The following is a 20,777-nucleotide window of genomic DNA, read 5'->3' as shown; positions in this document are numbered from 1 at the left end:
CTATCGATCAATGGCTGTCTTGTTTCTTGCGTCCGGCGCGCAGCGCCAGCACGAGAACCAGCAGCAGTACCAACAGCGCGATGGCAATCGCCGGCACGCCCCACGAGACATAGCGGCGCCATTCGTAGAATGCGCTCTCGCCGGCGCCCGGCGGCAGGCTGGCATCGGGGTTGCCGCTGTCGATCCACGCCACCGGCCCCGCCGGCCCGATGATCGCGAGATTGCCGCGATTGAGCAGGAACGGCGTGCCGACATCGGCCTGCGGCTCGCCGACGGCGTACCACAGCAGGCCGTCTTCACCGCCACCACGCACCACTTCTACCGTCGACAGACGTTGCAGGCCGGTGATATCGAGCCACTTGGCATCCTTGCCGCCAATTTCCACGCGTTTGCGATCGGTCACGACCACCGACGGCTTGGCCCCGTCGACCTGCACTTCCATCGCCACGAACGGCTTGCTCGGCTTCACACTCTTGTCGCCCGCGGCAACCGTGAGTTCCGCGCGCGACGGCGACAGACCGCTGGCCGACGCAATGCCGATGACACGCTTGATGTTCTCCGGCGAGGCGGCCAGATAACGCTCGGGCACGATCAGTTGCGGATTGCCGGCCATGAGCGGCAGCAGCCCCACAAAAGTACCGTCCGGCTCCGCCTTGCCCGGGCGGATGTAGCTCGCCGCAGGCAGCACGTTGACCGGATAGGCTTGCGGAATTTCGTTACAGTCGGCCGAGTACGGCTGACGCTGCACCGACACGCGTAGATTGTTGGTCACACCGAGCACGTAGCCCGGCACGCGCGCCTTCAACTGCTCGGGACGTCCGTTCGCATCGAGTTGTTTCGCGGCGAGCAAGATCCCGTTCCAGAACACCGTTGCCACCGGCTTGGACGACGCCGGTCCGGGCGCCGCCGAGAGATACAGCGAAATCTCTCCCGGCATGCGGCCGTCGGAGGCCACCGCGCTCAGCGGGAAGCTCACCGTCCAGTCGCCACGCGCAAGCACGTCGAAGCTGTCGGACGAACCGCCGACGCTGGACAGACGCACGACCTGCTTGTCGGCGATGTCGGGCGTGCGCGCGATCGGTGCCGTCACGTTGTTAGTCAGCAGAATGCGGCGCAGCGCATCGTCGAACAGCGCGGCGGCCTGCGAACCGGCATCGCCGGCCACGGCGATCACCGATTGGCTGCCCATCGACAGCAGACGAATCTGCTTGGCGCCGAGTGCGTCCGCTGCGAGCGGTGCGCGTTGGGTTCGCCACGTCTTGAAAGCATCGGCAGCGTCACTGTCGCTCGCGAATTGACCTTGCAACGCGTCGAACGCAGCCGCCAGACGGGCACGCATGGCGGCATCGGCCACCACCACTTCACCATTCACCGCCGGGGCATTGATCGCCAGCAGTGCGCCGAGTTCGGCATCGTTGGCGAGCTTGTGGGTAGCCGTGTTGTCGCGCAACGCGGCAAACGCGGGCAGACCGGCGAGTGCGGCGGGCACGTTCAGGCCGCGTGTATCGACCGTCTCGCCCACCGCCGGCAGTGCGCGCACGACAACGCGCTTCCCGCTGCGCTCCAGCGCCACACCGATACGCCATGCGCTGTCGAAGGCGTCCTTATCGAGCTTGTTTGCCGCGACGAGCAGCGTCGGCGAACCGGGCAGCGTGCTCCACGCATCGTCGAGGTTCGTCACCGACTTCTGGTCGATGCGGTAGGTCAGGCGCGTTTGCGGCGAAATCGTGACGGAATTGGCCTGCGAACGATCGGGTTCGCAACGATAGGTCCCCGTACGCGAATGCCAGTTCACGCCCAGACGCACGAAGCCGGTCTCGCGCGGACGCGCCGACACCGCCAGATTGCGCTGGAGCGGCCCGTCGCCGTCCGGCACCGATTGCGAAGTCACCGGTTGGCCGTCGAGCGACAACACCACCGACGCCGCACCGGGCTCCCCCTTGAGGTAACGCCCGTCGAACGCCACCGAGGCGTCGGCGAGCGGCAAGCCCTTGGGCACCGGCAGATAGAAGTCTTGGCTTGCATCGCCCGTGAGCACGACCGGCGCGGTGATGCCCAGATCGGACAACGCGATGCTGCGGGTCAGGTTCGCACCCGAGCCGAGCGCGCGAACACCGTCGCCCAGTGCGCTGGCCTGCGAGGTCGCGGGCAACAGCATGCCGACGGCCAAGAAGGCGCCGAAGGCCGCCGCCGAGATACGGGTGGCCATCGCATGGGATGGGGCGCGGGACACGCCGCGAGCGGCCGCACTTCGGGAAGTCATCTGGTTGAGCAACGGCATGGTCAATCCATGAGTTAGCGTGTCGCGATGTTCCGGTGACGACACGAGGTTAGGCTGAAGCGGCGAAATTCCGGCAAAACTGGTAATGCTTGAGCGCGCGGGCACGGCGTCAGGGGGCTCGCGCGCCGACCGGCGCGTTGGGGGCGAATTCGGTGACAGGACGCCCGCACAGCGCGTCGACGATACGCGCGGCGGCATGGCCATCGCCGTAAGGGTTGAGGCGTCGTGAAAACGATGCGTGATACGCCACGTCGTCGAGCAGACGCGTTACGCCGGCCACGATGCGCTCGCGATGGGCACCGACCAGCGCCACGGTCCCGGCGGCCACGGCCTCCGGGCGCTCCGTCACATCGCGCATGACCAGCACCGGCTTGCCGAGATACGGGGCCTCTTCCTGCACGCCACCCGAGTCGGTAAGGATGACGTAGGCGCGTTGCATGAACCAGACAAAGTCGACGTAATCGAGTGGATCGATCAGATGTACGTTGTCGAAGCCCGAGAGTTCGGTCATCACCACATCGCGCACGGCCGGGTTCAAATGCACCGGGTAGACGATTTGCAGATCCTCGCGGCGCGCGAGGTCCGCCAGCGCCGCGCAGATATTACGAAAGCCGTCGCCGAAACTCTCGCGGCGGTGCCCCGTGACGAGCAACAGACGGCGGCTCGCATCGAGCCAAGGATATCGCCCGGCTACCTCGGCCGCCAGTGGCGAATCGTCGCGCAGGCGGGCGGTGAGCGTGGCCAGCGCGTCGATCACCGTGTTGCCGGTGACGACGATCTTGCCGTGCAGGTTCTCGCGCAGCAGATTGGCTTTGGAGGTATCGGTCGGTGCAAAGAGCCAGTCGCCGACGGCATCGACGACGCGGCGATTCATTTCTTCAGGGAAAGGCTTGGACAAATCGCCGGTGCGTAATCCGGCCTCGACGTGGCCGATCGGAATACGGCGATGAAATGCCGCCAGCGCACAGGCCGATGCCGTGCTGGTGTCGCCATGCACCAGAACATAGTCTGGCTTTTCGGATTCGAGTACGGCGTCCACCCGCTCGATGGCGCGGGAGAACAAACCGTTGAGCGTCTGATTCGGCACCATGACGCCCAGATCGTAGTTCGCCGTCAGGCCGAACAGCGACATGACCTGATCGAGCATCTGGCGATGCTGCCCCGTCACGCAGACCACGCTGTCAATACTTGCCTCGCGCGCCAGCGCGGTGACGAGTGGTGCCATCTTGATCGCTTCGGGGCGTGTTCCGAAGATAGACAGAACTTTCATAGGCTCGCATCTGTATCGGAGCCTGGTTCCGCCGCAAGGCATGCAGACTCATTGACCCGGTATCACCGGGTAGACAATTTCTGACATGAGATCGGACTACGACAGCAGTGCCGTGGCGAATGCATCGGCGTGCGACGTATATCGAACGGATCCAGAGCAATGACGAATATTAGTCAACTTTAGTCACTGTCTGTCAAGAATGGTGTCCCTCTCCTGCCACGCTCTTCGCGCTTGACAAACGCCCCCCGGCTTATCGAACGCCGCGTGTTCAGTTTGCGCGCCAGATGGTACAAAGTCTCCGTCCCCTTACAGTCCCCCCCGAAAACAACAGGCCCAGTTTGGCTAATCGGGGCAATGAGCCTGCGCCGGGAACCCGCCTGCCGATGGGCGGCCGTACCGCACAAAGCAAAAACGCCCCGCGTGAGCGCCGGAAACGGCGCCACGACGGGGCGAAACACATCACTGGCTTGGTTTTTCCAGTGTTTGTCGTCAAACGATGTAAGCCAACGGATGATGCCTAGCTATCGATCTGCTGACCCTAAACACACTTACGCCTGCCGCTGCAACCGCACCACGTTCTCTTGCGAACCCGGTTGAATACCGGCACGCAGGAGCAGAATCTTCAGGTGATCGCCGATACGCTCGATACGATCGTTGAAGTGATTGAGGAACACCAGCACGAACAACGCCGTCGAGATACCGAGCGCAGTCGCATACAGCGCCGTCCCGATACCGGCCGACACGCCCTTGGCATCCGAGATCCCCGACGCGGCGAGCGACGAGAACGTATCGATAATGCCGAGAATCGTACCGAGCAGGCCGATCAGCGGTGCCGCCGTCACGATCGTATCGAGCATCCACAGACGCTGCTTGAGCTTGGACTTCATCGCGAGATACAGCGCAGCGGAGAGCTGCTCCATGTCTTCACGCGAATGAGCGTCGGCGCGCGCCTTGGCCAGTGCACGCAGCGCATCGGCCGGCACACTGTCATTGCTCTCGAGATGTTGCGTGAGATCGTCGAGCGTACGGCCTTCGCCGAGCAGCATCGCGTCAAGCTCACGAGCGTGTTTGTTCGTGTAGCGATAGAAAATCAGACGTTCGATGCTGATGAACAACGCCACGACCAGGCACGCGTACATCAGGAAAAACGACAGATCGTGTAGCACCTGAGTGTTCATACGAAGGTTCCTCTTTCAAATTCGTGAGTGCGAAAGCAGCGGCTCGCCTCACTGGAAGTCGGCAGACAGCGACACAGACAGCAGCCGCGGTGCGCCCAGGTAGTAATAAACCGTGCCGCTGCCGCCGCCGACTTGCACGCTCGACGGGTTGCGATACTGGCGGTTGAACAGGTTGCTCACGTTCACGCGCACGGTCGGATTCTTAAAGAAAAACGTGTTGTTGAACCGATAGCCCGCATCCAGATCCACGGTGGTGTACGACGGTGCGACTTCGTCGTTCATGAGCGTGGCGTACTGACGCGCCGTGAACTTCGTTTGTGCACGCACGTACCACTTCGGCTGGGCGTACTGAATCGACAGACCCAGCAGCCACGACGGATCCAGCGGGTAATCCTTGCCCGACGTCTGCATCGTGGTCGTCGCCGACGTTTGCAGGTTATCGAGCTGGCGGCTGTGGTTGTTCGTGATCGAGGCGTACGCCGACCAGCCGTGGAACGGCACCGTGCCGAATTCGAGCTGGAAGCCGTAATTACGCACGCGACCGGCGTTCGTGTAGACCGAGTTGTTCAGGTTCGGGTCGTACGCGGTGGCCTGACGATTCTTGTAGTCCACGTAGAACAGCGAGCCCGAGAACACACCCAGACCGCTTTCGTTGCGATAGCCGATGTCATACACGTTCGACGTTTCGGCTTTCACGTTGCCCGTCACGGTCGCCTGACCGTTCACGAACGTCACGTTGCCGTTGGTCGGCGAGAACGCGAAGTTGGGCGGTGCACGGAAGTTCATCGCGTAGCTGGCGTAGACCTGATTCGCGTCGTCGATCGAATAACGCACGCCGGCCTGCGGCAGGAACGCGTTGTAATCCTTGACCACGTTGTACGACGTGCCCGAGTTGCTGCCCTCGTTGGCGAAGTTCGTGAAGTCGCGGCGCACGTGCGGCGTACGGAAACCGGCCGTCACGTTGAGCTTGTCGGCGAGCATTGAGATCGAGTCGGCGGCGAAGAACTGCCACGACGTCGACACCGTCTTCCAGTTACGCGACTCATACGGTTGTCCCGTCGGGCCGGTGATCTGGTTGTCTTGCAGCCAGATGTCGCTGGCGGTGCCGTCGGCGTTCACGAGCACGGCCGGGCCGGTCTGACGGTGCACCGCACGCTCGAACCACACACCGGCCTGAATCTGGTGGTTGCCGAGTTGTTGCGTGACGGTCGTGGTGATACCCGGGCGGTCGGTACGCGTCACGCTGCTGTTCGCCACGATGATCTTGTCGAGCGTGTCGCCGTCGCCGTTCAGATCCTTGCCCAGACCGACCTTGCCGGTGGCCGGGTTCAGGAAGCCGGTTTCCGAGAGCACGTATTGCTGCGTGCCGCCGGTGCCGAAGCCATACCAGTAGTACGGCTGAATCTTCACCTGCGTGGTCGGCGTCAGTCGGAACACACCGGTGACCGACGCGATTACGTTTTCAAACGGGTTCTGCGACAGCCTGTAGTAAGCCGGGCTTTGCGAGGCTTCGTTCTGCGCCGTGCCCTTAACCGGCGGCAGGTGACCGACGAACTGCGACGCGTAATCGCCGTAGTAGCCGTTCTGGTTGAGCTGCGCGAGCGACGGGTTGTAGATGTTGTTGTTGATCGCACGGTTGTAATTCAACGTACCCGTGACGTAGTTTTCCTTGTTGAGATCGAGGCGGAAGCCGAAGTCGACGTGATCGCGCTTGGCCTTGCCTTCACCCTTCCACTTGTCGATTTCGGCGTGCGAGTACGACACGAAGATCTTCGCCATGTCGTTCGCGAAGCGGCCCGAGTCCAGACGCACGAACGAGTTCGTGAGGTTCAGGCCACCGACCGTTTGCGACACGCGCACGCGCTTCTCGTTTTCCGGTTCGCACGTGACGATGCTGACGTTGCCGCCGGTCGAGCCGACGTGCGGAGCGTCGAGATCGGTCGCACCCTGCGTCACCGACATACCGCAGGTGTTCGAGTTGTCGAGGAATTCCTGCGGATACACGGCGAAACTGCCCGAGTCGTTGACCGGCACGCCGTTGATCGTGAAGCCGATCTGGTCGGAGTTGAAGCCGCGAATCGACAGACCGCCACCGAACAGACCCGAAGCGTCGTAGCTGTACGTCGACACGCCCGGCAGCAGACCGATCGACTGGAACACGTTGCCGGTGGCACGTTCCTTTTCGATTTCGGCGCGCGTGACCGTGCTGCGGGTTTTCGGTTCGTCTTCGCGAACCATGAGGCCGGTACCGAGGTTGTCGCCGTCGCCGGTGATGGTCACCGTGCCGATGTTCGACGTGCCCGAGGCACTGGAGGAAGCCGCGGGGGCGGCATTGGTATCGGCGCTCTGCGCGTGTGCAACGCCAGCCTGAAGCAGCAGCACGTGAACGGCGATCATGGACAGACGCAATGCGGGATGCTTAAACGGCTTGCCGGCCGTTGTATGTAGATCGTTCATCTCGGTCTATTCGTTTTGGTTACGGGTGCCTGGATTGCTGCGGCAAAGCGCCGCCGCGTTTTTTTTCACGTGGCACAAGGCCGCGTGGTCAGCGTGAGTGCAACGGGACTTCTGTGTTGCCTGGGTCGCTCCTCAGCTATTGCTCGGGAGCTGGTAATCGAGCTTCATGCAGAACTTGTGCTGCGCCTGCCCTGCGAAATGGGTGTCTTGAAATGCCGGGTACGTGGTGCCTTCGACGAGTCGCGTGGCCGTGTTGTCGAGCAGCAGCGAGCCCGAACCGTTGGTCAGGTTCACGTCTTTCACCTTGCCGCTGCGATCGAGCATCACGCACAACTCGACCGTCCCCGTGGGCTTCTCGGTCATGGCCTGACGGCTCGTCGGATACTTCTTTCGCGACTCCACCAACGCGCGCAGCGAACGCTCGTACTCGCGGTCGGGATCGCCCTTGCTCGGGGCGGCGGCCTTCTGCACAGGCTTCGATTCGGCGGCCGGTGTCGACGGCGCGCTGTTGGTCGCGGTGTTCGCTGTCGGCGTCGCGTTCGACGTCGCCGGTGCGCTGTCGGCGACCGGTTGTGGTGTCGGCGTTGGCGTCGGTGTGGGCTGCGGCGTGGGCTGAGGACGCGGTTGCGGCTGGGGTTGTGGCTTCGGTTCCGGCTTGGGCTCGGGCTTCGGCTGAGGTTTCGGTTCCGGCTTAGGTTCCGGCTTCGGTTGCGGCAGCGGCTCTGCCTTCGGCTGTGGTTGCGGCTCGGGCGGCGGCGGCGCGAGATCGATCTCGGTGAGCACTTCCGCCTGCTTCTCGCCCGGTGGCGGCGTCAAGGCGCGCAGGCCCGGGCCGACCGTAGCCGCGAGGGCGAGCACCAGCGTCAACCCGCCCGCCACCCAGTCGCGGCGGCGATAGATCGGCGTGGGCATCCAGAAAGCGGGGGTGGCGTTCATCGCAGTCATTACGATTTGGCCCGCGTGGCGATCGAGATTTTGCTCACCGACGCGGCCTTCAACGCATCCATGACGTCGATCACACGCTGCATCAACGTGCCTTCATCGGTCTTGAGCGTGACCTGCGCCTTCTCGACGTCGCCGGCCTTCTCCTTCACGCGTGCGCCGAGCGCTTCGAGCGTGGTGTCGGCACCGTCGACCTGCAATGCGCCGTCACGCGTGATGGTCACGACAACGGGCTTCTCAGGGTTGACCTGCGCTGCGCTCGACGACTGCGGCAACGTGGTCGACAGGCCGCGCGACGGGATCACGTTGATGCTGAGCAACACGAAGAACACGAGCAGGAACATCATCACGTCGATCATCGGAATGATCTCGATGCGCGCGTGCCGTTTGGGGGGATCTTCGAAGTGAATCATGGCGACGTCCGTAAAAAAGAACCCGGATTATTTTGGACGTCGATGAAATTTCCATGACGAATCGGCACAAATGCGATGCGAATTCCGTCAGACGTTGCGTTTACCCCGTAACCGCAAAATATATTTCCTATGTGTAATAAAGTTTAACAATCGGCGAATATCCTGCCGTGTAAACCACAGGAGTTCAATGCGCTTCGTTAGCGAAAAACCCCTTGAAACAAGGCGTTTTTGCGATGCGACGCAGACAGTCGACGCGGCCACATATATCACTGCATATGTTAGGTATACGAAGCCATCTCGAAACTGTCACAAAGATTTCCGTGCGAAAGTTTTGCGCCACACACGAACACGACACGTCATTCGAGGAAGTCATGCGTCACACGTTTGCCGCGCTCACGCTAGCGCTGATCAGCATCGCTCCGCTATGCGCTGCGCCCGCCCCCTTCAAGATTCCCGGCTTTGAACTCGTGCACACCGCGCCTGTCGGCGCCGGTGCCGACAGCGACGATCTGCGCGATTCCGTCACCGTCTGGACCGACATGTTCGATCACGCCAAGACGTCGATCGACTTCGGTCAGTTCTATGTCTCAGGCGAGCGCGGCAGCCGCATGGACACGGTGCTCGATCATCTCGAAGCTGCGGGTCGGCGCGGCGTGAAGATTCGTTTTCTGATGGAAGCCAAGGGCGAGCGCATGTCGGACGCGGCGACGCTCGCGCGCGTCAAACAGATTCCCAATCTCGAGTTCCGCATGCTGGATTTCTCGAAGGTGGGCGGCGGCATCATTCACGCGAAGTACTTCATCGTCGATCGTCGCGAGGGCTTCGTCGGCAGCCAGAACTTCGACTGGCGCGCGCTTGAACACATCGACGAGACCGGCGTGCGCGTAAGCGATGCGAAGATCGTCGCGCAGATGCAGGGCATCTTCGAGCAGGACTGGGAAGCGCAAGCTGCACTGGCGAGCGGCGGACAGCCAACCGTGCGCAATCGCAATGTCGTGCCCGCCGATCTCGCGCAGTCGTCGTTCCTCGTCGCCAGCCCGAATGCGTATAACCCGCCGGGTGTCGGCGATTCGCAGACGGCCCTGCCCGCCCTCATCGGGCAAGCGAAGCAGACCGTGCAGATTCAGTTGATGGACTACGCACCGCTCTCGTTCGGTGAAAAGGGCAAGCGCCCGTACTACGGCGTGATCGACACGGCGTTGCGCACCGCCGCCGCACGCGGCGTGAAGGTGCAGATGCTGATCTCGAACTGGAATCTGAAGCGCCCCGACGTTGCGTATCTGAAGAGTCTCGCACTGGTGCCCAACGTCGAGCTGCGTGTCGTGACGGTGCCGCCGGCCGCCAGCGGTTTCATTCCGTATGCGCGCGTGGTGCATAGCAAGACGATGGTCATCGACGGCGAGCTGGCTTGGGTCGGCACGAGCAACTGGACCGGCGGGTACTTCGACAACTCGCGCAATCTCGAAGTGGTCATGCGCGACGCGAAGATGGCGCAGCGTATCGCTCGATTGCAGCGCACGTGGTGGGATTCGCCGCATACGGCCCCCATCGACGTGTCGCGCGATTATCCTGTGCCGCATCCGGGCACGCCGTGAGCGACGTTTCATGATGCCGACAGATATCACTTCACCCGATCGCACCCGCCGCACGCTGCTCAAGGGCGTCGGCGCACTCGCCGCTGTTCCGCTGCTCGGTCCGTTCTCGAGGGCGCTGGCAGCGAATGCCGGTGATCCGTTCACGCTGGGCGTCGCCTCGGGCGACCCAGTGTCCGACGGCTTCGTGCTGTGGACACGTCTCGCCCCCTCGCCGATTTCACCCGATGGTCAGGGCGGCATGGCCGGCATGCCGGCGCAGGTGCCCGTGCAGTGGGAGATCGCCGGCGACGAGGCCATGCGCGACGTGGTGCGTCGCGGTGTCGCCTACGCCCCGGCGGTGTTCGCCTACAGTGTGCACGTCGAGGTGAGCGGCCTCGCGCCGCATCGACCGTACTGGTATCGCTTTACGGCACTCGGTGCGCAAAGCCCGGTGGGACGCGCCGTCACGGCACCGCTCGCCAACGCGCCGGTGGATCGTCTTCGCTTTTCGTTCGCGTCGTGCTCGCACTGGGAGATGGGGTATTTCAGCGCCTATCGTCACATGGCGCAGGAGAACCCCGATCTCGTCATCTTCCTCGGCGATTACATCTACGACTATTCGAACGATCAGACGAAGAAGGATGCCAAGCCGATCGTGCGCGCACACGACGGCCCGGATGCGAAGGATCTGACCGGTTACCGCAATCGCTATGCGTTGTACCGTACCGATCCCGATCTGCAAATGCTGCATGCCGCGGCGCCGAGTCTGATGACGTGGGACGACCACGAAGTCGAGAACGACTACGCCAACGCGTGGTCGCAGAAGGTCGACGTCTCGGCCACGGACTTTCTGAAGCGCCGTGCAGCCGCCTATCAGGCGTATTACGAGCACATGCCGCTGCGTGCGATGTCGATGCCGCGCGGGCCGGACATGCGCGTGTACGACCGCATCGGGTACGGCGCGCTCGTCGACTTCCACGTGCTCGATGGACGGCAGTACCGTACGCCGCAACCCTGCGCACTGCCCGACAATCGCGGTGGCCATGTCGCGCCCGATAGTTGTACCGAGCGCACCGAAGCGCGTCGCACGATGCTCGGCTTCGAACAGGAGGCATGGCTGGCCGACGGATTCCGGCAGTCGCGTGCGCAGTGGAATGTGATCGCACAGGACCTGCTGTTCGTCCCCCTCACGCAGAAGGATCGCAAGACCGGTGTCGTCGGTCACTGGACGGACGGCTGGGACGGTTATCCGACGACACGCGAGCGCATGTTGCAGGCGATGACGCAGTCGCGCCCGAACAACCCGGTGCTCATCGGCGGCGATATTCATTCGTACTGGACGAACGACGTGCATGCGAACGAGCGCCCCGATTCGCCGGTGATCGCGACGGAGTTCGTCGGCACATCGATCACGGCGAATCCGCCGCCGTACGAGGCATTTGCGGCGGTGCTGCCGGAGAATCCGCACGTGAAGTACTTCGAGAGCCGGCATCGCGGCTATGTGTCCGTCGATCTGACGCCGCAGCAGATGCAGACGCGCTTTCAGGTGATCTCGGACCGGGCCGACAAGCAGGCGACGGTCTCGACGTTGAAGCAGTTTGTGGTGGAGTCGGGCGTACCCGGCGCGAAGGTGGTTTGACGTGACAGCTGCCCTTGTCGGCGCATTGGCGTGTTAACGCAAAAGGCCGGATGTCGTTGAAGACATCCGGCCTTTGTTCATGCGATTCGTCGCATCTGACGCCGACGCGGTATCGATGTGTTGCTGCCACATCGACGCCGTTAGATGGCGTCCCCTAGGGGATTCGAACCCCTGTACTCACCGTGAAAGGGTGATGTCCTAGGCCTCTAGACGAAGGGGACAAAAAACAGTCATTCGTTTGGTGGAGGTAAGCGGGATCGAACCGCTGACCTCTTGCATGCCATGCAAGCGCTCTCCCAGCTGAGCTATACCCCCGCGCGAAGAGGCGTGACTATAGCGTGTTTGACGGCGTCGGGCAACTGGTTTTGGCCGGTTCGCGCAATAAGCCGAAGCGCTTCAATTTCCGGTACAGCGTGTTGCGGCTCACGCCGAGCTTGCGCGCCGCCGCGCTCACCTGCCCCTGACAGGCATCAAGGGTCTCGCGCAACGCTTGCCGCTCAGCCGCTTCGAGCGGTGCTTCGCGGGGCGCGTCGCTAGCGACGGCCCGCGCCTGACGTACTTCGTCAGGCAGGTCCTCCGGCGTGATGACACCGTCGTCGCTCAGTGCCACCAGCGTGCGGATCACGCTGCGCATCTGCCGCACGTTGCCGGGCCAATCGAAGGCACAGAGCGCTTCGCGTGCGGCGTCGGTCACGACCACGCGGCTGTCTGTCTGTGCCTGTCTCAGCAGCCGCTGGATCAGGTCGAGTTTGTCGTCGCGCTCCCGCAACGGCGGCACCACGACGGCCAGCCCACTGAGCCGATAGAACAGGTCTTCGCGGAATTGCCGCTCGGTGATGCGCGCCTCCAGATCCTGATGCGTCGCACTGAGCACGCGAATATCGAGCGCCACCGGTTCTCCGCCACCTAACGGCAACACCTCGCGCTCTTCCAGCACGCGCAACAGCCGCGTCTGCATGGCGAACGGCATGTCGCCGATTTCGTCGAGGAACAGCGTGCCGCCATTCGCCTGCCAGAGCTTGCCGCTCATGCCTTCTTTGCGCGCGCCCGTGAAGCTGCCGCCCACGTAGCCGAACAATTCGCTCTCGATCAGCGCTTCGGGAATGGCCGCACAGTTCAGCGCGACAAATGGGCCGTTCGCGCGCGCGCTGGCGGCATGCACGGCGCGGGCGAAGACTTCTTTGCCGCTGCCGGTTTCGCCGCGAATCAGCACCGGCACGTCGTGGGCGAAAACACGGCAGGCGCGCGAGAATTCTCGTGCCAGATGGGCATCGGTGAAGGGGGCAACGGGGGTGTCCTGACGAGGTACGGATTGCGCGGGAATGCGTGGCGTTGGCCGCGCGGCCCGTTCGGGCGCCCGCAGCATCGCCAGCAGTGCCTCACCGGCCTGCGTGCGAACCGGCCAGCAAGTCTGCGGTTGCGGGTGAGCACGCGCCATCAGCGCATCGAGCGATTGCGCAAACCACTGATCGATTCGCGTGCCGACGATGTCGCCGCGCGTGACGCCCAGACGATTCAAGGCACTCTGATTCGCGGCGAGCACCCGGCCGCTGTCGTCAAAGGCCAGCAACGCCTGCGCGAAACCGCCCAGATGGTCGGCTTGCTCCTGCAATTGCAGCAGCCATTCGTCGCGGTAATGCAAAAAGAAGTATTCGCTCTCGACCACCTTCGCGCTGAGATTGACGAGCGCGAGCGTGTGGAACTGGCTTTGACGCGTGAGATCGGCACTGGTCGACGACACATCGATCACGGCGAGCAATTCGCCGTGCGGTGCGAACACCGGACTGGCCGTACAGGTGAGCGGCGTATGCAGCGCGCGAAAGTGATCCTGCTGGCAGATGATCACGGGGGCCCGTTCGACCACGCACGTGCCGATACCGTTAGTGCCCTCGCACGATTCGCTCCAGTCGGCACCGGGACGCAGGCCGGCACGCAGGAAGTCGTCGCGCGTACCGTCGTGCAACTGGCAGTCGACGATGACACCGTCGGGGTCGGTGAGCAACACCGCCTGACGCGGATTCATCAACTGGCGCTGCAACCGGTCCAGCACGTGCGCCGATACATGGCGCAGTTGTTCCATCGCGTTGCGCCGCTCGGTCAGTTGTGACGATCCGATGACATGCGGCGCCATGCGCGCGCCCGGGTCGAGATCGTGCATGTCGAGACAGCGGCGCCAGGAGCTGGCGATGCTCGGGTCCGTCGCAGCCGCGACGGCAGGCAAGTGACCTTGTACGACATTCAGCACACGGCGCGCGTGTGCTGATTCTGTATTCGCTGGCATTGGTTGTCTCCCCGTGCCGGATGACCTTGAAGCCGTCCCCGAAGCATGTCGCAAGCCGCAGGTGATTGCAATGAGGTATGTCAGCCATGCGCGCACCCGGTGTCCCGCCCGCGAGACAGGGGGTGACACCCGTGTCACGGATTCGGCGCACCGGCGAGTGCGGCTCACTCGCACCATGCCCGTCAGACAACGATCTGCCGGGCTGGCCCGCGACTTGCTTACGGACGTGCGTGGCCTCGACGCCACCGGCACGACAATATCCGGAGACACAACATGCGTTATGCCCCGCCCGGCACCCCCGGTGCCCTGCTGACCTTGCAGCCGCGTTACGAAAACTACATCGGCGGCAAGTTCGTCCCGCCCGTCGAAGGACAGTACTTCACCAACACGTCGCCGGTGACAGGCGGTGTCATCGGTGAGTTTCCGCGCTCCAGTGGCGCCGACATCGAACTGGCGCTCGACGCGGCCCACGCCGCCGCGGCGAAATGGGGCAAAACATCGGTGCAGGCGCGCTCGCGCATTCTGCTGCAAATTGCCGACCGGCTCGAAGCCAATCTGGAGAAATTCGCCGTCGCCGAGACGTGGGACAACGGCAAACCCGTGCGCGAAACGCTCGCCGCCGACATGCCGCTGGCCGTCGATCATTTCCGGTATTTCGCCGGTTGCATTCGGGCGCAGGAAGGCACGAGCGCCGAGATCGACGAACACACGGCCGCTTATCACTTTCATGAGCCGTTGGGCGTCGTCGGTCAGATCATTCCGTGGAATTTCCCGCTGCTCATGGCCGCGTGGAAGCTCGCCCCCGCCCTCGCGGCGGGCAATTGCGTGGTGCTCAAACCCGCCGAACAAACGCCGCTCACGATCACGCTGTTCGCCGAGTTGATCGGCGACCTGCTGCCGCCGGGCGTGCTCAACATCGTGCAGGGTTTCGGGCGCGAAGCGGGTGAAGCGCTGGCGTCGAGCCGCCGCATTGCCAAGATTGCGTTTACCGGATCGACGCCGGTCGGCGGGCACATTCTGTCGCGCGCGGCGGCCAATTTGATTCCGAGCACGGTCGAGCTGGGCGGCAAGTCGCCGAACATCTTCTTCGACGACATCATGCGCGGCGAGCCGGAGTTCATCGAGAAGGCCGCCGAAGGGCTGGTGCTGGGCTTCCTGAATCAGGGCGAGGTGTGCACCTGCCCGTCGCGCGCGCTGGTGCAGGAATCGATCTATGAGCCGTTCATGGAAGTGGTGATGGCCAAGGTTGCCCGCATCAAACGCGGCGATCCGCTCGATACCGACACGGCCGTCGGTGCGCAGGCGTCGGAGCAGCAGTTCGACAAGATCCTGACGTATCTGGATCTGGCCCGCAAGGAAGGTGCGCAAGTGCTGACCGGCGGCGGTATCGAGATGCTCGACGGGCCGCTCGCGTCCGGGTTCTACATCCAGCCGACGCTGCTCAAGGGCGAGAACCGCATGCGCGTGTTTCAGGAAGAAATCTTCGGGCCCGTGGTCGGCATCACCACGTTCAAGGACGAAGCCGAAGCGCTGGCGATTGCCAACGACACCGAGTTCGGTTTGGGGGCCGGCGTGTGGACGCGCGACATCAACCGCGCCTATCGCATGGGCCGCGCGATTCAGGCCGGGCGCGTGTGGACGAACTGCTATCACCTGTATCCCGCGCACGCCGCGTTCGGTGGCTACAAGAAGTCGGGGATCGGGCGAGAAACCCACAAGATGATGCTCGATCACTACCAACAGACCAAGAATCTGCTGGTGAGCTACGACATCCATCCGCTCGGCTTCTTCTAAGTATTTTTGAGCCCGATTTGTAGAGTCCTTCGACGCTTTCTGCAATTGCGTCCCTGTTTGCCGCAGATCAAAGACGCGGCCCGCCGATAGGCGGAAGCTGTCTTTAATGCCTGCGAGAAGATCCCGCATCCCCCTGCGACGACGCGACCGGCAGTGTTGAATCTGCCGGCCGCGTGGTCGTGGTGCGCCCCTCACAGAACAGATATAAGGAGCAAAACCATGAGCACGACTTTCTTCATTCCCGCCGTCAACATGATGGGCATCGGCAGCCTCGACGAAGCGATTGCCGCCCTGCCCCAATACCATTTCCGCCGTGCGTTGATCGTGACCGATGCCGGTCTCGCCAAGGCCGGTGTCGCCGAGAAAGTGGCAAAGCTGCTCACGCAACAGGACATTCAGGCGGTCGTCTTCGACGGCGCCAAGCCCAACCCCACGGTGGCCAATGTGGAAGCAGGTCTCGCGCTGCTCAAACAGAATCACTGCGACTTCGTGATCTCGCTGGGCGGCGGCTCGCCGCACGACTGCGCGAAGGGGATTGCGCTGTGCGCGTCCAACGGCGGCAAGATTGCGGATTATGAAGGCGTGGACCGGTCGGCAAAGCCGCAGTTGCCGCTGATCGCGATCAACACCACGGCGGGCACCGCGAGCGAGATGACGCGGTTCTGCATCATCACGGACGAGACACGTCACGTGAAGATGGCGATTGTCGATCGCAACGTCACGCCGTTGTTGTCGGTCAACGATCCGGCACTGATGGCGGCGATGCCCAAGGGACTCACAGCTGCGACGGGCATGGATGCGCTGACGCACGCGACCGAGGCCTATGTCTCGACGGCAGCAACACCGATTACCGACGCGTGCGCACTCAAGGCCGTGACGCTGATCTCGGAAAATCTACGTCGTGCCGTGTCGCACGGCGACGACATGACGGCACGCGAAAACATGGCGTATGCGCAGTTCCTCGCGGGGATGGCGTTCAACAATGCGTCGCTCGGCTACGTGCATGCGATGGCGCATCAGTTGGGTGGGTTCTACGACTTGCCGCACGGCGTGTGTAATGCGATTCTGCTGCCGCACGTGGAAGAGTTCAACGCGAGCGTCAGCGCCGCGCGCCTGAAAGATATCGCGCAAGCCATGGGCGAGAAGGTCGAAGGGCTGAGCGATGCGGAAGGGGCGAAGGTCGCGATTGCTGCGATTCGCCGGCTCTCGAAAGATATCGGCATCCCGGCCGGTCTGACGGAGTTGGGTGCGAAGCAGGAAGATATCCCGACGCTGGCCGCGAATGCGATGCAGGACGCTTGCGGATTTACGAATCCGCGTCGTGCCGAGCAAGCGGAGATCGAGGAGATTTTCCGTCAGGCTTTCTGAAGATTGGATGTAGCGCGGCGATGCCGCGCCATGAGATAGCGACGCCGTTCAGTGATCTCACTGGACGGCATCACCCGCAGCCCCCACCGCTGCGAAGATCGAACTCAACGCGTATCGAACTCAACGCGTCGTGGCTTCTCCACGACCGCCCGCCCTCTCTGTCATTCCCCGCAAATCTCGCTGGTGCTGCTGATGCGCGCACGTCCCCAGGCACATCCCGAAGCACGTCCCCGCGCACTACGCACGCTAAGTACTAACGCTAATACACCTAGCCATAACACGCATATAGTATGGTCGTTATGGTGGCTGGCAAACCTGATACGACAGGCGAGCAAGCATACCCGATTCCCCTGAGCAGGATTGGCTCCGCAGTGCAGTGCCGGCGTGATGCATATTCGACCGGCCGCACGCCCCCAGGAGCGCGCAGTCGGCCGGCTCTGAGGGTAACGCTTCACGAGAAGACAAGAACCCGGCGTTACGACGGCGCAAGACCGTCGGGCTCGCCCCGGAATTCGCGCTTAAGGAGACATCATGCGGTCCTCTGGCCACTCGCCCTGAGCCTTCTCACTATCCCCCGTATTCGTTCGCCGAGGCGCTGCATGCGCTTGCCGGTTGCGCTCGTCCGCAAGGCCGTAGCGCGCCCTCGCACATCAGGCGCACGGCGTTGGCATTCGCGACAGGTTGCATCATCCAAGAGTGAGGAGAGTCATGTCAGACGCGCAACAAACCACGGGTAAGTCGTTCGGTTCGATGGATTCGATCGCAGGAGCAGGCGCACAGGGAGGCGGGAGCGGATTGCGGCGCCGGGATTTCCTGATGCGTACGCTGGCCATCGGCGGCAGTGGCCTCATGCTGGCCACGATGAAAGCATGGGGTGTCGATCTCGCCTCGGTGCGCACGTCGCCCCCGCGGCTGTCGGGCAGCGGGCGCGGCAAGCGCGTGGTCATTCTCGGCGCCGGCCTTGCCGGCATGACGGCCGCGTACGAGCTCTCGAAGCTCGGCTACCAGTGCGAGATCATCGAAGCACGTGGCTTTGCCGGCGGCCGTTGTCAGAGCGCACGCAGAGGGTTTGAGTTGACCGAACTGGGCGGCGAGCGTCAGGTCTGCAATTTCGACGAAGGCCAGTACATCAACCACGGCCCGTGGCGCATTCCGTTCTGCCAGCAGTCCACACTGCACTACACGCGCGAATTCGGCGTGGCGCTCGAGCTCTTCAACAATGACAACGACGCCGCCTACGTCTACAAGGAAAACATCGACGGCCCGCTCGCGGGCAAGCGCCTGCGCCAGTTCGAGATCAAGGCGGACATGCGCGGCTATACCGATGAACTCTTCGCCAAGACGCTGCGTGCGGGCAAGCTCAACGACCAGATCAGCGAAGGCGACAAGGCGCTGCTGCTCGACTACCTCGTGCACGAGGGCTATCTGAACAAGAAGGACCTCGACTACAAGGGCACGTCGGCGCGTGGCTACAAGACGTACCCCGGCGTGCAGGCCGGCGTGCTGACCGATCCGCTCCAGTTCGGCGATCTGCTCAAGTCGAAGCTCGGCAACATCTACCGCTCGGCCAACGACATCGAACAGCAAAAGACGATGCTGCAAGCGGTGGGCGGCATGGACCACGTGGCCAAGGCGTTCGAAGCCCGCACGAAGAAGATGATTCGCTACAACACCGAAGTCGTGAACCTGCGCAACACGGACGGCGGGGTGGTCTTGCAGTGCAAGGACACACGCACCGGCGCCGCACGCATGGTCAAGGGCGACTTCTGTCTGTGCACGATCCCGTTGTCGGTGCTCAAGCAGATCGACACCGACTTCTCCGACGACTTCAAAGACGCCATGCAAGTCGCCTACGAGCCGGTCGGCAAACTGGGCGTGCAGATGAAGCGCCGCTTCTGGGAAGAGGATCACTTCATCTACGGCGGCCACATTCAGACGGACATCAAGGGCGCCACGCTGATTTCGCTGCCATCGACCAACTGGCAGGGCAAGAAGGGCACGCTGCTGTCGTATTACAACTTCGGGGCAACCGCCGCGCAGATCAGCGCGATGTCGCTGAAGGAGCGTACGGACTTCGGTCTGGCAGCGGGCGAGAAAGTGTTCCCGGGGCAGTATCGCGACTCGGCCGAATCGTCGTTCTCGGTGGCGTGGCACCGCGTGAAGTACAACCTCGGCGGCTGGGCCGACTGGAGCGAAGCCGGACGCCGCACCGCGTATCCGCGTCTGCTCAAGGGCGAAGGCCGCACGTTACTTGCCGGTGAACACCTGAGCCATCTGAATGGCTGGCAGGCCGGCGCCATCGAATCGGCTTGGTATCAGATCGAGCAGTTGCATGCACGTCTGAGTGCATGAGCTCGATGCAGCAGCACTAAGGTTTCAGTAGCAACGTCAGTGGCAGTCAGAAGAAAAGGACAGGAGTGAGGCAATGAAAAAGTTGTGGTCGATCGCGTTGTTCGGTCTGGTGGCGGGTCAGGTAGCCGGTGTTTCCCACGCGCAGACACCGTCGGGCAAGACCCTCTTCGGTAACAACTGCGCAGCTTGTCATCAGGCAGGCGGGCAAGGCATTCCCGGCGCGTTTCCCGCCCTCAAGGGCGACAAGTTCGTGCTGGGCGATCCTTCCAAGGTCGTCGAGACCGTGATCGGCGGACGCGGCGGCATGCCGACGTTCAATTCGTCGCTCAACGATGTGCAGATCGCTGCGGTGGTGAGCTTCATTCGCGGTGAATGGGGCAACAACGCGGCCCCGGTCTCGGTCGAGCAGGTCGCGGCCGTGCGCAAGACCGTAGCGGCGAAAGAAGCGGAAGGCGGCACCAAGGGCAACTGATGTTCACGACGTGCTGCGCGATGGCGCAGCACGTCGTGCACAGAACGCAGACGCAGAACGCAGAAGCAGAACGCAGAAGCGACAGTCACGCGTCGGAAATTCCGGCGCGCGTGGGCACGCGCGCGCCATCGATTCAACAATCTTCAGGAACCAATATGACGATGTCAGCGAAAGGATGGTGGAAAGTCGCGGCGCTTGGCGCTGCCATGTGGTGGGCCCACGCGGCCGGTGCGCAGGAAGTCGTGCGCCACCTGCCGAAGACCCCCGGGCCGCTCGCGCTTGCGGTCGAGGTACCGGCCAGCGCCACCACCGTGTATCTGAGCGGTCAGGTGCCCGAAAAGCTCGAGGGTGGCGGTTACGGCAACACCGAGCAGCAGACGGTGAGCGTGCTCAAGCGGATTCAGGCACTGCTCGCTACCATGAATCTCGGCATGAAGGACGTGGTCAAGATGCAGGTGTTTCTCGTAGGCGATCCCGCGAAGAACAACGTCATGGACTTCGGTGGCTTCATGAACGGCTACTACCAGTTCTTCGACAAGAACGGCCCGAACCTGCCGGCGCGCTCCGTGCTGCAGGCGGCACGTCTGGTCGATCCGGGCTGGATGGTGGAAATCGAAGTGATTGCTGTGAAGCCGGTCGGCGCAAAGTGACCGGGCGCTAGCGGTATAGACGTTCGGAAAAATGCGACGCTCCGTGCAGGGAGCGTCGCGCCTCCGGACCACTTAAACGGCGTGTGCAACGCTTGCCATTCGGGAG

The 20,777-nt window shown here is 63.0% G+C and carries 14 protein-coding genes and 2 tRNA genes; 7 read left to right on the top strand and 9 right to left on the bottom strand.

Annotation, left to right across the window (positions count from 1 at the left end):
- Window positions 1-7 precede the first annotated feature (7 nt).
- The 6 genes from PIN31009_RS25565 to PIN31009_RS25540 form a co-directional block, all read right to left on the bottom strand.
- Window positions 8-2,209, bottom strand: a complete 2,202-nt coding sequence (locus tag PIN31009_RS25565; RefSeq protein WP_150791997.1) for a cellulose biosynthesis cyclic di-GMP-binding regulatory protein BcsB — start codon at window positions 2,207-2,209, stop codon at window positions 8-10.
- Window positions 2,210-2,390: 181 nt separating this feature from the next.
- On the bottom strand, window positions 2,391-3,551 hold the full coding sequence (wecB, locus tag PIN31009_RS25560; RefSeq protein WP_150686626.1) for a non-hydrolyzing UDP-N-acetylglucosamine 2-epimerase: 1,161 nt from the start codon (window positions 3,549-3,551) through the stop codon (window positions 2,391-2,393).
- A gap of 548 nt (window positions 3,552-4,099) precedes the next feature.
- Entirely contained in the window at window positions 4,100-4,729 is a 630-nt protein-coding gene (locus tag PIN31009_RS25555) for a MotA/TolQ/ExbB proton channel family protein (RefSeq protein WP_150686627.1), read from the bottom strand.
- Window positions 4,730-4,777: 48 nt separating this feature from the next.
- Window positions 4,778-7,186, bottom strand: a complete 2,409-nt coding sequence (locus PIN31009_RS25550; protein ID WP_150791946.1) for a TonB-dependent receptor — start codon at window positions 7,184-7,186, stop codon at window positions 4,778-4,780.
- Between the two features lie 132 nt (window positions 7,187-7,318).
- Window positions 7,319-8,131 (bottom strand): TonB family protein, encoded by an 813-nt coding sequence (locus PIN31009_RS25545; RefSeq protein WP_150791945.1) that lies wholly within the window; start codon window positions 8,129-8,131, stop codon window positions 7,319-7,321.
- Complete coding sequence (locus tag PIN31009_RS25540) at window positions 8,131-8,541, bottom strand: ExbD/TolR family protein (RefSeq protein ID WP_058376287.1); 411 nt, start codon at window positions 8,539-8,541, stop codon at window positions 8,131-8,133. The genes PIN31009_RS25545 and PIN31009_RS25540 overlap by 1 nt, the downstream gene beginning before the upstream one ends.
- A gap of 371 nt (window positions 8,542-8,912) precedes the next feature.
- Between PIN31009_RS25540 and PIN31009_RS25535 the strand changes: the two genes are divergently transcribed.
- Complete coding sequence (locus tag PIN31009_RS25535) at window positions 8,913-10,136, top strand: phospholipase D-like domain-containing protein (protein ID WP_150791944.1); 1,224 nt, start codon at window positions 8,913-8,915, stop codon at window positions 10,134-10,136.
- A gap of 10 nt (window positions 10,137-10,146) precedes the next feature.
- The gene (locus PIN31009_RS25530; RefSeq protein ID WP_217426841.1) at window positions 10,147-11,754 is read left to right on the top strand and encodes an alkaline phosphatase D family protein; all 1,608 of its coding nucleotides are present in this window, start codon (window positions 10,147-10,149) and stop codon (window positions 11,752-11,754) included.
- A 145-nt stretch (window positions 11,755-11,899) separates the two neighbouring features.
- On the opposite strand, the gene PIN31009_RS25525 is transcribed toward PIN31009_RS25530, so the two are convergent.
- The 3 genes from PIN31009_RS25525 to PIN31009_RS25515 form a co-directional block, all read right to left on the bottom strand.
- Window positions 11,900-11,975: transfer RNA gene (locus PIN31009_RS25525), tRNA-Glu, on the bottom strand.
- Window positions 11,976-11,993: 18 nt separating this feature from the next.
- Window positions 11,994-12,069 (bottom strand) — tRNA-Ala (locus PIN31009_RS25520).
- Between the two features lie 16 nt (window positions 12,070-12,085).
- Window positions 12,086-14,035, bottom strand: a complete 1,950-nt coding sequence (locus PIN31009_RS25515; protein WP_150791943.1) for a sigma-54-dependent Fis family transcriptional regulator — start codon at window positions 14,033-14,035, stop codon at window positions 12,086-12,088.
- 273 nt (window positions 14,036-14,308) lie between these two features.
- On the opposite strand from PIN31009_RS25515, the gene exaC reads away from it, so the two are divergent.
- From exaC to PIN31009_RS25490, 5 genes are all read left to right on the top strand, one after another.
- Window positions 14,309-15,829, top strand: a complete 1,521-nt coding sequence (gene exaC, locus PIN31009_RS25510; protein ID WP_150791942.1) for an acetaldehyde dehydrogenase ExaC — start codon at window positions 14,309-14,311, stop codon at window positions 15,827-15,829.
- Window positions 15,830-16,048: 219 nt separating this feature from the next.
- The gene (gene yiaY / locus PIN31009_RS25505; RefSeq protein WP_150791941.1) at window positions 16,049-17,197 is read left to right on the top strand and encodes an L-threonine dehydrogenase; all 1,149 of its coding nucleotides are present in this window, start codon (window positions 16,049-16,051) and stop codon (window positions 17,195-17,197) included.
- Window positions 17,198-17,905: 708 nt separating this feature from the next.
- Window positions 17,906-19,549, top strand: coding sequence for a flavin monoamine oxidase family protein (locus tag PIN31009_RS25500; RefSeq protein WP_246185855.1), 1,644 nt, complete (start codon window positions 17,906-17,908; stop codon window positions 19,547-19,549).
- Window positions 19,550-19,622: 73 nt separating this feature from the next.
- A complete protein-coding gene (locus PIN31009_RS25495) occupies window positions 19,623-20,021 on the top strand; it encodes a c-type cytochrome (RefSeq protein ID WP_150791940.1) in 399 nt (132 codons plus the stop codon).
- A gap of 161 nt (window positions 20,022-20,182) precedes the next feature.
- Window positions 20,183-20,671 (top strand): RidA family protein, encoded by a 489-nt coding sequence (locus PIN31009_RS25490; RefSeq protein ID WP_150791939.1) that lies wholly within the window; start codon window positions 20,183-20,185, stop codon window positions 20,669-20,671.
- The last annotated feature ends 106 nt before the right edge of the window (window positions 20,672-20,777 follow it).

Source organism: Pandoraea iniqua (assembly GCF_902459685.1).
Taxonomy (GTDB): domain Bacteria; phylum Pseudomonadota; class Gammaproteobacteria; order Burkholderiales; family Burkholderiaceae; genus Pandoraea; species Pandoraea iniqua.
The sequence above is the reverse complement of the archived record's forward strand: the minus strand, read 5'-3'. Positions and strand labels throughout refer to the sequence as shown.